The organism is Phyllobacterium sp. 22552 (assembly GCF_052044585.1).
GTDB classification, from domain to species: domain Bacteria; phylum Pseudomonadota; class Alphaproteobacteria; order Rhizobiales; family Rhizobiaceae; genus Phyllobacterium; species Phyllobacterium ifriqiyense.
The window spans coordinates 40,809-54,416 of record NZ_JBQENG010000009.1 but is presented as its reverse complement, the minus strand read 5'-3'; the positions used below and the strand labels follow the sequence as shown (position 1 = coordinate 54,416).

Below are 13,608 nucleotides of genomic sequence, written 5' to 3'. Positions count from 1 at the left end.
AGTTTCGCCGTTAATCCTGATGTTAAGAGTGGATTAACCCTGTTTCTTGAATTGGTCTTAACCTCAATATGGTTACTGCTTGTTCACCGAAACAAATCCAATTCTCAAGGAGTTCAGGCTCATGCGCCGCTTCGAAATGATCGCTCGCAGTCCAGTTTTCGTCGCCCTCTTCCTGTCGCTCGCTATCGCGGGTTGCGCCAAGAAGCCAGTCAACAGTGCCGGCGACCTCGGCCTGGGTGCCGGCGCTGCAACGCCCGGTTCGACGCAGGACTTCACAGTTAACGTTGGCGACCGTATTTTCTTTGACGTTGACTCGTCAGTTATCCGTGCTGATGCTCAGCAGACCCTGTCAAAGCAGGCGCAATGGCTGCAGCGTTATCCTAACTATGCAATCACTGTTGAAGGTCACGCCGACGAGCGCGGCACTCGCGAATACAATCTGGCCCTTGGCCAGCGCCGTGCAGCCGCTACCCGCAACTTCCTGGCGGCGCGCGGAGTTCCAGCCCAGCGCATCAAGACACTGTCCTACGGTAATGAACGCCCTGTCGCGGTTTGCGATTCGGAATCCTGCTGGTCGCAGAACCGTCGTGCAATCACCGTTCTCGGTGGCGCTGGCAGCTAAGCCTACTGTTAAAAGTTGATAAAAAGCGGCTTTAGGGCCGCTTTTTGTATTTTATAACATGTTGAAACAAAATTTGGCCGAAGTCGCCTTGCTCATGATAGATAGGGCTGCTGCAAAAGGTTGCAGTGTTAAATTCCCATATCAGGGGCGGTAAAGGAATGAACAAACGATTGAAGAGTTTTGTAGTGGCGATGACGCTGGTGCCATTACTGGCAACCGGCGCGAGCCACGCGGCCAGTGGAGGCGGCGGGGTTTTTCCGCCAGCTCCCAAGGCGACGGTCGGCGCTATGGATGCGCCTGTTCTCATGGCACAAGCGGGTGATCCTCGTGTCAGCCAGTTGGAAGAGCAGATCAGGCAACTGACCGGTAAAATCGAAGAACTGAACTTCCAGCTTCTGCAAATGCAAGAGCAAATGCGGAAAGTTCAGGACGATAATGAGTTCCGCTTTCAGGAACTTGAAAAGGGCAAGCGTTCCGACGCTGGCGGCAAGGGCGACCGGACGGTCGCCGAAGCTCCCCGCGCGCCGCATAATACGGAGGCATCGACAGATGCCTCCACCGATTCCGCTGCTATTGACCCACAGATTGATCCTTCCAACAATTCGGTGTTTGGCGTACCGCCGCAAACGCTCGGACAGATTCAATTTGATGCCAATGGCAACGTAATCGGTGGAACGCGCAACGAAGATCCTGAGCAGGCGGATAACACAACTGTCGCCGCTCTACCGCAGACCGATGATCCGAAAGCACTGTACAGCCAGGCCTATCAACTTTTCCTGTCGGGCGATTATCGCAGCGCAGAGGTTGCATTCCGTAGCCATGTCGACCGCTTTCCCAATGATCCAGCTGATGCCGACGCCCGCTACTGGCTTGGAGAATCGCTTTTCGGGCAGGGCCGCTACCAACAGGCTGCATCGGTTTTTCTGGACAATCACAAGCAATTTCCGGATTCAAAGAAAAGTCCGGAGAATCTGCTCAAACTGGGCATGACGCTGGCAAAAATGAAAGATCATGATGTGGCTTGCGCGACATTTGCATCTGTTACTTCCAGATATCCAAACATTTCGGCGGCGATCAAAGAGCGCGTGAAGAATGAGCGTGCTGCCAATAAGTGCTGAAAAAACGATCAATCTGAACGGCATCTTCTCGGCAATTGATTTTGAAGGCTCGCGATCGATCGTCGTTGCGGTTTCCGGCGGTAGTGACTCTTTGGCGCTGCTCTATCTGCTTCTCGATTATCGTAAATCCCGGCCGTCCTTTCCCGAAATAGTAGCTGTAACAATTGATCATGGGCTTCGACCAGAATCCCGCGATGAAGCAAATTATGTCGCCGAACTTTGCCAAAAAGCAGGAATTTCCCATCGGATATTGTCATGGCACGGACAAAAACCAGACACGGGCCTTTCTGCCAAGGCGCGTGAGATACGTTACAAGCTTCTATGTGATGTAGCGCGCGATGCCGGAGCAGGGATAATCCTCACAGGCCATACGCTTGATGATCAGGTTGAAACATTCCTGATGCGCTCTGATCGCAGCGTTGCTGATAGCAGCGAGCGTGGGCAGGCAAGCATGGCGCTTGCGACCTTGCTGGAGCGCGAAGTGTGGCTGGTGCGACCGCTGTTGAACATGCGCCGTGAAGAGCTTCGAGATTATCTGCGGATGCTTGGAGTGACGTGGAAAGACGACCCCTCGAACGATAGTCTTAAATATGAACGTGTCCGGGTTCGAAAAAGCATTCAGGAAAATGATCTCGACGAACTTCAATCAAAAATCAAGCACAAGGCATCAAAGCGGCTGAATCTCAATGCGGAGGTAGCGACGGCATTGCCGAGCTGCGTAACGGTATTGGGCGGCATCAAGGCGCAGATCAACCGGGAAAATTGGTATCAGCAGAAGCCGGGAGTGCAAGAATTGGCTGTTGGCGTGCTGCTTGCTATCATGGGAGGCCAATCTTTTTTGCCCTCTGCAACATCATGCAGAAAAGCACTGAAATTTATCGAAGAGGCTGACACGCATAGCAAGCTCTCGATCGGGCGTTGCATCATTGAAACGAGACCAGAAAATACTTTGCTCTATCGCGAAATGCGTTCAATTCCTACGCTGACCGTTGAGCCCGGAATGTCCGTGATCTGGGACGGACGTTATAGATTGACCAATGCCGGAAAGCGCTCTGTCATCATTGATGCTTACGGCGTGCAGGGACTTGCTGAATTGAAAAGCCGGATGGACAATGTTCACGGTCCGTCAGCCCAGTCGAGCCCGGCTATTGTCATGAATGGCGTCAGGCACAGTCCTATCTTTGATGATCACGGTAAATTGCCTGAAGGATTGATAATCGAGCGTTATGTTGGCTTGTTTGACAATATTCTCGTAGGATACGACCAATTATTGGCGCAATGCGTTGCTACGATGCTCAAAATACCGGCTTACAAGCGCTATCCTGTAAACCAGATTAACAAGAATTGAGCTGAAGTCGAATGCTAGCCTTGGCAAGGGCGCGCTTCGAACCTATGTTACATGCAAATTCCGCGTTTGCGGGTGCAATTGATGGGACCTGACATGAATCCTAACTACCGGAACTTCGCGCTGTGGGCGATAATAGCTCTGCTTCTGATTGCGTTGTTCAATCTTTTCCAAAGCCCTACATCGCGTTCAGCATCGAGTGATGTGCCGTATTCGCAATTCATCACTGATGTGAACAGCGGACGCGTGAAGTCGGTAACCATCACTGGTGATCGCATCACAGGCACGTATACGGACAACAACTCCAACTTCCAGACCTATTCACCCGGCGATCCGGGTCTGGTCGGCCGTTTGGAAAGCAAGAATGTTCAGATCGCTGCCCGCCCTGAATCTGACGGTTCGACCTCATTGGTTGGTATGTTGATTTCCTGGCTGCCGATGATCCTTATTCTCGGCGTGTGGATTTTCTTCATGCGACAGATGCAAGGCGGCTCGCGTGGCGCTATGGGGTTTGGCAAATCCAAGGCCAAGCTTCTAACCGAAGCGCATGGCAGGGTTACTTTCCAGGATGTGGCTGGTGTCGATGAAGCCAAGGAAGATCTTGAGGAAATCGTCGAGTTCCTGCGTGACGCTCAAAAATTCCAGCGCTTGGGCGGACGTATCCCACGCGGTGTCTTGCTCGTCGGGCCGCCCGGTACCGGTAAAACCTTGCTTGCCCGCGCCATTGCCGGCGAAGCCAATGTGCCCTTCTTCACCATTTCCGGTTCGGACTTTGTGGAAATGTTTGTCGGTGTGGGTGCTTCCCGCGTTCGCGACATGTTCGAGCAGGCCAAGAAGAATGCTCCTTGCATTATCTTCATCGACGAAATCGATGCGGTAGGTCGCCATCGTGGTGCAGGTCTTGGTGGCGGTAATGATGAACGCGAACAGACATTGAACCAGTTGCTGGTCGAGATGGATGGTTTTGAGGCCAATGAGGGTGTTATCCTGATCGCCGCCACCAACCGTCCGGATGTTCTTGATCCAGCATTGCTGCGTCCGGGTCGTTTTGACCGACAAGTCGTTGTTCCAAATCCTGATGTTGCCGGTCGTGAGAAAATTCTCAAGGTTCACGTGCGCAACGTACCTTTGGCACCAAATGTCGATCTTAAAGTATTGGCACGTGGTACGCCGGGTTTTTCGGGCGCCGATTTGATGAATCTTGTCAATGAAGGTGCTTTGATGGCTGCACGGCGCAATAAACGCCTTGTCACCATGCAGGAATTCGAAGACGCTAAAGACAAGATCATGATGGGGGCCGAACGCCGCTCGACGGCGATGACGCAGGCAGAAAAAGAACTGACCGCCTATCACGAAGCAGGTCATGCTATCGTGGCGCTGAACGTAGCACTGGCAGATCCCTTGCATAAGGCGACGATCATTCCGCGCGGTCGGGCTCTTGGAATGGTCATGCAGTTGCCGGAAGCGGATCGTTATTCCATGAGTTACAAGTGGATGATTTCCCGCCTTGCAATCATGATGGGTGGACGAATTGCTGAGGAACTCAAATTCGGCAAGGAAAACATCACCTCCGGTGCCTCGTCAGATATTGAACAGGCAACGAAGCTTGCCCGTGCCATGGTTACGCGTTGGGGTTTCTCCGACAAACTCGGACAGGTTGCTTATGGCGAGAACCAGGAAGAAGTGTTCCTCGGCCATTCAGTCGCTCGCACGCAGAATGTTTCTGAAGAAACAGCGCAGTTGATTGATGCGGAAGTGCGTAAGCTGATTGACGATGCCTATAGCGCTGCTCGCACCATTTTGACGAAGAAGAAAAAGGAATGGATTGCGATTGCGGAAGGCCTTTTGGAATATGAAACGCTGACCGGCGAAGAAATCAAGGCATTGATGGCTGGCAACAAGCCTGCCCGCGACCTTGGGGATGATACACCGCCTTCGCGTGGATCGGCTGTGCCCAAGGCCGGAGCCAAGAAACCACGTAAGGGCGATGAGCCGGACAAAGGTCTAGAACCTCAACCGCAATCGTGATTGCAACAAGAATGAAAAAGGCGGCTGGTGAAAACCGGCCGCTTTTGCACGAATTGTTTAGGCCTCGGTATTTAGAGTCCTTCTTGCTTAACTAGAATTGTTCTGCGGGAGGGATTTGTGAACGAAACTTGCTCTAGTATAATCCTCACACAATTTGTGAACTGCGAAAGAGATGTCCTTCTGCAATAAGCAAGACCACTCAACCATAATCGTAGCCGTTATACGCCTACGTGTCGCAACAACTGGATAACCGTATATGGCTCGCAAATATTTTGGCACCGATGGCATTCGTGGACAGGCAAACGCCTATCCCATGACACCCGATATCGCCATGAAAGTTGGCATGGCTGTCGGACTCGCCTTCAAACGCGGTCAGCATCGCAATCGCGTCGTTATCGGCAAAGATACCAGACTTTCCGGTTATATGATCGAAAACGCTTTGGTGGCTGGCTTCACGTCAACCGGAATGGATGTTTTCCTTCTGGGCCCGATCCCGACGCCCGCAGTGGCGATGCTGTGCCGGTCGTTGCGCGCTGACATAGGTGTGATGATATCGGCTTCGCACAATCCGTTTCAGGATAACGGCATCAAACTGTTCGGGCCGGACGGGTTCAAGCTTTCAGATGCTATCGAACTCGAAATTGAACGATTGATGGATGAAAATCTTGCCGATCGGCTATCTGCTTCCGAAGCGCTTGGGCGTGCCAAGCGTGTGGATGGTGACATCTATCGCTATATCGAGTTTGCCAAGCGTACCATGCCCAAGAATATCTCGCTGGCTGGTCTGCGCATTGTTGTCGATTGTGCCAATGGCGCAGCTTACAAGGTGGCACCGGCCGCCCTGTGGGAGCTGGGCGCCGAGGTTGTTACCATCAACAATGAACCGAACGGCACAAATATTAACGAAGATTGCGGTTCCACCCATCCTTTGGGCCTAATCAAGAAGGTGCACGAGGTTCGCGCCGATATTGGTATTGCGCTGGATGGTGATGCAGACCGTGTGCTTATTGTTGATGAAAACGGCGCGATCATTGATGGCGATCAGCTGATGGCGGTGATTGCCCAGTCATGGCAGGAATCGGACCGCCTTGTCGGGGGCGGGGTTGTCGCTACCATCATGTCAAATCTTGGATTTGAACGCTTCCTTGACAATCGGGGCCTGACACTGGCGCGCACGCAGGTGGGGGATCGTTATGTCGTTGAACATATGCGAAACCATGGTTTCAATATTGGTGGTGAGCAATCGGGGCATATCGTACTTTCAGATTTCTCGACCACGGGTGACGGTCTCGTATCAGCCTTGCAAATACTTGCAGTCGTTCAACAATTGCAAAAACCTGTCAGTGAGGTTTGCCGCAAATTCGAACCTGTCCCGCAACTTCTCAAGAACGTTCGCACGACGGGAACAAAGCCGCTTGAGAACAAGCACGTGAAAAGCGCGATTGACGACGCACGCGGTCGTCTGGGCACATCGGGCCGCCTTGTCATTCGACCATCTGGCACAGAACCATTGATCCGCGTCATGGCGGAAGGGGACGATCGCAAGCTGGTGGAGTCAGTTGTAAATGACATTATTTCGGTCATTTCGTCAGCTGCATAGAATGTGAATTTCACCAAGTTAAGAAAGGGCCCCTTGTGGGCCTTTTTTATTGTCCGTTGTCGCGGTGAGAATTTATTAACCTTAATAGATATGGTGAATAAACACGGTTAAGCGTGATTTAACTTTTTCCACTCATAGTACGGATCACAACTATTGGTGGCATCCGCTGCGATGACTTTTGGCCTATGAGGGAACAGAAATGAGCGCCTTTAACAAATATGCTGCACTGAGCGCAGCACTTCTTTGCCTGGGGGCTGCCCCCGCCTTCGCTGCGGATATTCAGGAGGCACCCATCGTCGAGGTAGAGCAATTCGGTGGTTGGTACCTGCGCGGCGATCTCGGTATGAGCAACCAGCGGTTGAAGGGCCTCAGCTACTCAGCTTTTTCTGGTCCCGAGGATTTCGGGTGGAACAATGATGGCGAGTTTGACGCTGGGATGACCGGTCAGATCGGTGTCGGCTATCAGTTCAATGATTGGCTTCGTGCAGACGTCACGGCGCAGTATCGCGGGAAAACCGATTTCAGTGCGCAGGATTACTACGATACAGACGGCGTTCCTGGTGGTGGCGATAATGGCACCAATGATTATAGCGCGAAAAAATCCGAATGGCTGTTCCTCGCCAATGCCTATGCCGATCTTGGAACCTATGCGGGCATAACACCTTACCTCGGTGCTGGTATCGGTGCATCGCGCAACACAATCTCCGGGTTCCGGGATGTCAATGTTGTGACGAATGGCGGCGGTTATGCCGCTAGCGAATCGGAATGGAACCTTGCATGGGCACTGCATGCGGGTGTTGGCATCAAGGCGACTGAACACATGACTATTGATCTTGGCTATAGTTACGTCGATCTCGGTGATGCCAAGACGGGCACGTTCTACAATAATAATGGATCAAATCGTGGTGAGTCAGTGAAGTTCAAGGATATTACTTCGCATGACTTCAAGCTCGGCGTGCGTTACGCATTCTGATAGAACCGGCTAATCTCAACAAAGCGGCGAGGCGGATGGCTCGCCGTTTTTGTTTTCTGTGTCGCACTTAAACATATTTCTTGACTGCAAACGACATTTCTCCTAATTCCCGCAGTGGGCCACCTCTCCCCAACGAGAGGCAAGCTATCTGAGAGGATAGGAGAAAACATGACGACGCTTTCCAAACCGGCGCAGCGCCCGGCTAACCCCAATTTTTCATCAGGTCCCTGTGCCAAACGTCCCGGTTGGTCGCTCCAAGCGCTCGCCGACGCACCGCTTGGTCGCTCGCATCGCGCGAAGGTCGGCAAGACCAAGCTGAAACAGGCAATTGATCTTACCCGTGAAATTCTGCAGGTGCCTGCCGATTATCGTATCGGCATTGTTCCTGCCTCAGATACCGGTGCTGTCGAGATGGCACTTTGGTCGCTGCTTGGTGAGCGCGGTGTCGACATGGTTGCCTGGGAGAGCTTTGGTTCTGGCTGGGTTACAGATGTCGTGAAGCAGTTGAAACTTGCCGACACCCGTCTTATCGAAGCAGGTTATGGCGCGTTGCCGGATCTTTCCAAGGTGGATTTTGACCGCGATGTGGTCTTTACCTGGAATGGCACAACTTCGGGTGTGCGTGTGCCGAATGGCGACTTCATTCCGGCTGACCGCAAAGGCTTGACGATTTGTGACGCAACATCGGCTGCATTTGCGCAGCGTCTGGATTTTGACAAGCTCGATGTCGTGACCTTCTCATGGCAAAAAGTGCTTGGCGGCGAGGGCGCGCACGGGATGCTTATCTTGAGCCCGCGTGCCGTACAGCGTCTTGAGACCTATAAGCCCGCATGGCCTCTGCCAAAGATTTTTCGCCTTACATCTGGCGGCAAACTGATCGAAGGCATTTTTGCTGGCGAAACGATCAATACGCCTTCAATGCTCTGCGTCGAGGATTACCTCGATGCGTTGAACTGGGCAAAGTCTATCGGCGGGCTCGATGGTCTGGTTGGCCGCGCCGACGCAAATTTTGCGGTGCTTGATGCCTTCGTTGAAAATTCGCCATGGCTTGGCAATTTGGCTGTTGTCCCATCAACGCGCTCCAACACTTCAGTTTGCCTGACGATTATTGACCCAGAAATCACGGCTCTCGAACCAGACGCGCAGGCAACCTTTGCCAAGAACATCGTGACGGCACTGGAAAAAGAGGGTGTCGCTTTCGATATTGGCGCCTATCGCGATGCGCCTTCAGGCCTGCGTATATGGGCGGGTGCGACGGTTGAGGCTTCGGATCTCCAGGCTCTGACATTGTGGCTTGACTGGGCTTTCCAGTCACAGAAAGCCGCGTTGAAGCAGGCAGCCTGATTTCATTCAGTGGTGGCCGCAACCATGCGGCCATTCCCATTCAATCATGTGATCTTAAGATGGAGGCCATCATGGCACCACGCGTACTCGTATCCGACAAGCTTTCTCCAACTGCCGTGCAAATATTCAAGGATCGCGGCGTTGAAGTCGATTACCTTCCTGATCTTGGCAAGGACAAAGACAAATTGCTCGACGTCATTGATCAGTATGACGGGCTTGCTATCCGCTCTGCGACCAAGGTTACGGAAAAGCTCATAGCTGCCGCCAAGAACCTCAAAGTCATCGGACGCGCTGGTATTGGCGTCGACAATGTTGATATTCCGGCTGCATCCCGCCGCGGTATCATTGTGATGAATACGCCGTTCGGCAACTCGATCACAACGGCAGAACACGCCGTTGCGCTGATGTTTGCCGTTGCTCGCGAATTGCCGGAAGCTGATGCATCGACACGTGCAGGCAAGTGGGAAAAGAACCGCTTCATGGGTGTCGAGATCACCGGCAAGACCCTCGGTGTCATTGGCTGCGGCAATATCGGTTCAATCGTGGCCACGCGTGGTGTTGGCCTCAAAATGCATGTCATAGCTTTCGATCCATTCCTTTCGGAGGGACGCGCCGAAGAACTCGGTGTTGAGAAAGTTGAACTGGATGAGCTTCTGGCGCGCGCAGATTTCATTAGCCTACATACGCCGATGACGGACAAGACCCGTGGCATCATCAATGCTGATGCTATCGCCAAGATGAAAGATGGTGTTCGCATTATCAATTGCGCACGTGGCGGTCTGATCGTGGAGAAAGATCTCGTCGCAGCTTTGAAATCCGGCAAGGTTGCCGGAGCCGGTATTGACGTTTTTGAAGTTGAGCCGGCGACTGAAAACGAATTATTCCATCTTCCAAACGTGGTTTGCACTCCGCATCTTGGTGCCTCAACCAGTGAGGCGCAGGAGAATGTCGCCTTGCAGGTTGCCGAACAGATGGCGGATTACTTGGTCAAGGGCGCAGTATCCAATGCGATAAACATGCCTTCGATCACCGCTGAAGAGGCACCTCGACTGAAGCCATTTGTCAAACTGGCGGAAGTGTTGGGCGCATTTGTCGGCCAGGTTACCGAAGAGCCTATTGAGGAAGTTGAAGTTCTTTTCGATGGTTCAACAGCCGCGATGAACACACGCGCGCTGATCAGTGCGGCCCTGGCTGGTTTGATCCGCCCGCAGGTCGCCGACGTCAACATGGTCTCCGCGCCAGTTATGGTAAAAGAGCGTGGGATTGTGCTGTCTGAAGTGCGCCGCGACAAGTCGGGCGTATTCGATGGTTATATCAAGCTCACAGTTAAAACCGCGTCACTCACGCGTTCAATTGCTGGAACCTGTTTTTCCGACGGCAAGCCCCGATTCATTCAGATCAAGGGAATCAACCTTGATGCGGAAGTGGGCCAACACATGCTCTATACAACCAACAATGATACGCCTGGCATGATTGGCACGTTGGGAACTATTTGCGGCAGGAACGCAGTCAATATTGCGAACTTTTCGCTTGGCCGCGATCATCCAGGCGGCAATGCGATCGCACTGCTTTATCTTGACGAACGTATTCCAGAGGCAGTTCTGCAGGAATTGATCGACAATAAAGCGATCGTTTCCGCCAAGCCGCTGGAGTTCGACGTTTCCTGATAGTAGAAACCATTTATGGTATCCGGTTCACAAATATTGCAATGGCGCCCGATGAAGGTGAGCGATCTTGCCTCTGTCAGCGCCATGGCAAATATTATCCATACGGATTTCTTCGAGGCGGATGCCGTTTATCAAGAACGGCTGCAGCTTTATCCGGATGGATGTCATGTCCTGCAGGATGGCGATGGGAAGCTGATTGGATATGCTCTTACCCATCCATGGCTTCTCTATACAATGCCGGCGCTCAATAGCCTGCTTGATCAATTACCCAGCGAACCCACGACGTACTATCTGCACGATATAGCTTTGCTGCCTCAATCCCGCGGCACCGGCGCTGCGCGAGAAATCGTGTCTATTCTTGCTGATCATGCGCAAAGGTCCCGATTCGCAACAATGTCCTTGATTGCGGTAAATGGCTCCACAGGATTCTGGCAAAAGCAGGGATTTGAACCGGATGATCGACCGGAGCTCGAAACGAAGCTTCGGACCTATTCTGACGATGCGCGTTTCATGGTGCGATATCTGGGCTGACTGTTGCATGTTTGCGGCCACTAAGCTCCGCAATCCATATGCCGCCAAGAACGAGTATGAGAGCCACGGCATGGTAAGGCTGGAACGCTTCACCGAGCAGAAAGACTGCGAGAAAAGTGCCAAATATTGGCACGGCATTGATGAAAAGCCCGGCGCGATTTGCGCCGATATATTCGACACCCTTGATGAAAAGCACCTGTGCTACAATTGAAGGCAACACGGCTGTATAGATCACGACAGTCCAGCCCGTTGTGTCCGGCAGCATTGCCGCCCCGACTTGCCATTCCCAAAATGCAAAAGGAACTGCGGTCAGGAAGGCGAAAAAGGTCATCGCCGCCATCAGGCTTTGCCAGTTTAGCTCCGGGCGAAAACGTAGCGCCACCGTATATCCGCTGTAAACAAGAATGGCGATCAGCATCAAGGCGTCGCCAAGATTGACCTTCAAGCCCGATAGGCTGGCAAGGTCGCCATGGCCAGCCGTCAATGCGACGCCGATGAGCGACAGGCTAAAGCCGAGCACTTGCCCCAGGCGAACACGTGTCCCAAACAGGATAAGATTGGCAATGAAGATCACCATCGGAATACCTGCCTGCTCAATGGTGACATTGATCGCCGACGTGTAATTCAAGGCGCTGTAGAGGGCCATATTAAAGAAAGTAAATCCGAAAGCACCGAGTGCGGCAAGCAAAGGCATGTATTTGCGCAGAACAGGCCAATCCTGCCGCAATTGGCGGTTGCTTATAATGGCGACGATCAGAAAAGCAAAGAGCCAGCGCAGCACGGTCAAAAGCATTGGAGAAATATGTCCAACGGCAAATTTCCCAGCAACTGCATTGCCACCCCAGAGGAAAGCAGTGATCAGAAGATAGATATAGGCGGTACGATGCATGGGATCAGCTTTTCTGTTTGCGCGATTGCTACAACCATTTGGAGCAACATTAGGTTTATTCGTCACAGAAAGCCAAATAGTCGCTCGCAAAGCGTAAAGAATAGTCGCGCTTTTTCAAACCAGCCTGTATAGAAGCACCGCATTTAAGCAAAATGCGTTGGTAGGATTCGACTCAAGGAGTTTTGAATGGCAAACGTTGTCGTGATCGGTTCGCAATGGGGTGACGAAGGCAAAGGCAAGATTGTCGATTGGCTTTCAGAGCGGGCTGATGTCATCGTTCGCTTTCAAGGCGGGCATAATGCCGGCCATACGCTCGTTGTTGATGGCGTCACCTACAAGCTTTCGCTTTTACCTTCGGGCGTTGTTCGTACGGGCAAGCTTTCCATTATCGGAAATGGCGTCGTTTTTGATCCTCACGCCTTCATCGCGGAAAAGGCAAAACTGGAAGCGCAGGGCGTTAAAATTACGCCAGAGACGCTGAAGATTGCCGAAAATACGACGCTTATTCTATCAATCCATGGTGAGCTGGACCGCCGCCGCGAAGCTTCGAATTCGGGCACCAAAATCGGTACGACGGGCCGTGGCATTGGACCTGCCTACGAAGACAAGGTTGGACGTCGCGCTATTCACGTTCTTGACTTGGCCGATCCCGATACACTGCCTGCAAAGATTGAACGTCTGCTCGCACATCATAATCCGCTGCGCCGTGGCCTTGGCATTGAAGAAGTTGACGGAGCAAAGCTTCTAGCCGAACTGAAAGATGCAGCCCCGCATATTCTGCCATTCATGGACCGCGTATGGTACGTCCTTGACCAGAAGAAGCGCGCAGGTGAGCGAATTCTCTTCGAAGGCGCGCAGGGAACATTGCTCGATATCGACCATGGTACTTATCCGTTTGTTACCTCGTCAAATACCGTGGCGGGTCAGGCATCGGCTGGCTCAGGCATCGGACCCGGTTCGCTGCATTACGTGCTTGGCATTACGAAAGCTTACACCACGCGCGTAGGCGAAGGGCCTTTCCCGACCGAGCAGCAAAATGAGGTCGGCGAGTTCCTCGGCCAGCGCGGCCATGAATTTGGCGTGGTCACAGGTCGCAAGCGGCGCTGCGGCTGGTTCGATGCGGTTTTGGTTCGTCAAGCTGTAGCAAATAACGGCATCAGCGGTATCGCTCTTACCAAGCTCGATGTCCTTGATGGGCTTGATGAGATCAAGGTTTGCACCGGTTATGAACTGGATGGCGAGGTCATTGACTATCTTCCGGCAGGCCAAGGCCAGCAGGCTCGCGTCAAGCCAATCTATGTGACATTGGAAGGCTGGAAAGATACCACGGCTGGTGCTCGCAGTTGGAGCGAGCTTCCTGCACAGGCAATCAAATATGTCCGCTACGTGGAAGAATTGATCGGTGCGCCGATCGCACTTTTGTCGACCAGCCCGGAACGGGACGATACGATACTTGTTACCGATCCGTTTCATGATTAGAGTCGTGCGGGT

The 13,608-nt window shown here is 52.6% G+C and carries 11 protein-coding genes; 10 read left to right on the top strand and 1 reads right to left on the bottom strand.

Annotated features, from left to right (window positions below):
* Window positions 1-121: 121 nt before the first annotated feature.
* The 9 genes from pal (at window position 122) to ACTJI9_RS19775 (ending at window position 11,228) form a co-directional block, all read left to right on the top strand.
* Window positions 122-622 carry a peptidoglycan-associated lipoprotein Pal gene (gene pal / locus ACTJI9_RS19815; RefSeq protein ID WP_115054218.1) on the top strand — a complete coding sequence of 167 codons (501 nt, stop codon included), beginning with the start codon at window positions 122-124 and terminating at the stop codon, window positions 620-622.
* A 158-nt stretch (window positions 623-780) separates the two neighbouring features.
* Window positions 781-1,740, top strand: coding sequence for a tol-pal system protein YbgF (ybgF, locus tag ACTJI9_RS19810; RefSeq protein WP_307280659.1), 960 nt, complete (start codon window positions 781-783; stop codon window positions 1,738-1,740).
* A complete protein-coding gene (gene tilS / locus ACTJI9_RS19805) occupies window positions 1,715-3,088 on the top strand; it encodes a tRNA lysidine(34) synthetase TilS (RefSeq protein ID WP_440810478.1) in 1,374 nt (457 codons plus the stop codon). The genes ybgF and tilS overlap by 26 nt, the downstream gene beginning before the upstream one ends.
* Before the next feature lie 93 nt (window positions 3,089-3,181).
* The gene (gene ftsH / locus ACTJI9_RS19800) at window positions 3,182-5,113 is read left to right on the top strand and encodes an ATP-dependent zinc metalloprotease FtsH (RefSeq protein WP_115054277.1); all 1,932 of its coding nucleotides are present in this window, start codon (window positions 3,182-3,184) and stop codon (window positions 5,111-5,113) included.
* A gap of 256 nt (window positions 5,114-5,369) precedes the next feature.
* On the top strand, window positions 5,370-6,713 hold the full coding sequence (gene glmM / locus ACTJI9_RS19795) for a phosphoglucosamine mutase (RefSeq protein ID WP_440810476.1): 1,344 nt from the start codon (window positions 5,370-5,372) through the stop codon (window positions 6,711-6,713).
* 199 nt (window positions 6,714-6,912) lie between these two features.
* On the top strand, window positions 6,913-7,686 hold the full coding sequence (locus tag ACTJI9_RS19790) for an outer membrane protein (RefSeq protein WP_440810474.1): 774 nt from the start codon (window positions 6,913-6,915) through the stop codon (window positions 7,684-7,686).
* A 168-nt stretch (window positions 7,687-7,854) separates the two neighbouring features.
* Complete coding sequence (locus tag ACTJI9_RS19785) at window positions 7,855-9,030, top strand: phosphoserine transaminase (protein WP_115054222.1); 1,176 nt, start codon at window positions 7,855-7,857, stop codon at window positions 9,028-9,030.
* A gap of 71 nt (window positions 9,031-9,101) precedes the next feature.
* Window positions 9,102-10,697 (top strand): phosphoglycerate dehydrogenase, encoded by a 1,596-nt coding sequence (gene serA / locus ACTJI9_RS19780; RefSeq protein WP_115054223.1) that lies wholly within the window; start codon window positions 9,102-9,104, stop codon window positions 10,695-10,697.
* A gap of 15 nt (window positions 10,698-10,712) precedes the next feature.
* Window positions 10,713-11,228, top strand: coding sequence for a GNAT family N-acetyltransferase (locus tag ACTJI9_RS19775; RefSeq protein WP_440810472.1), 516 nt, complete (start codon window positions 10,713-10,715; stop codon window positions 11,226-11,228).
* On the opposite strand, the gene ACTJI9_RS19770 is transcribed toward ACTJI9_RS19775, so the two are convergent.
* Window positions 11,206-12,117: a DMT family transporter gene (locus ACTJI9_RS19770; protein WP_307280645.1), complete on the bottom strand. Its 912-nt coding sequence runs from the start codon at window positions 12,115-12,117 to the stop codon at window positions 11,206-11,208. The two genes, ACTJI9_RS19775 and ACTJI9_RS19770, sit on opposite strands and share 23 nt — an antisense overlap.
* Before the next feature lie 186 nt (window positions 12,118-12,303).
* On the opposite strand from ACTJI9_RS19770, the gene ACTJI9_RS19765 reads away from it, so the two are divergent.
* Window positions 12,304-13,596, top strand: coding sequence for an adenylosuccinate synthase (locus ACTJI9_RS19765; protein WP_115054226.1), 1,293 nt, complete (start codon window positions 12,304-12,306; stop codon window positions 13,594-13,596).
* Window positions 13,597-13,608 lie beyond the last annotated feature (12 nt).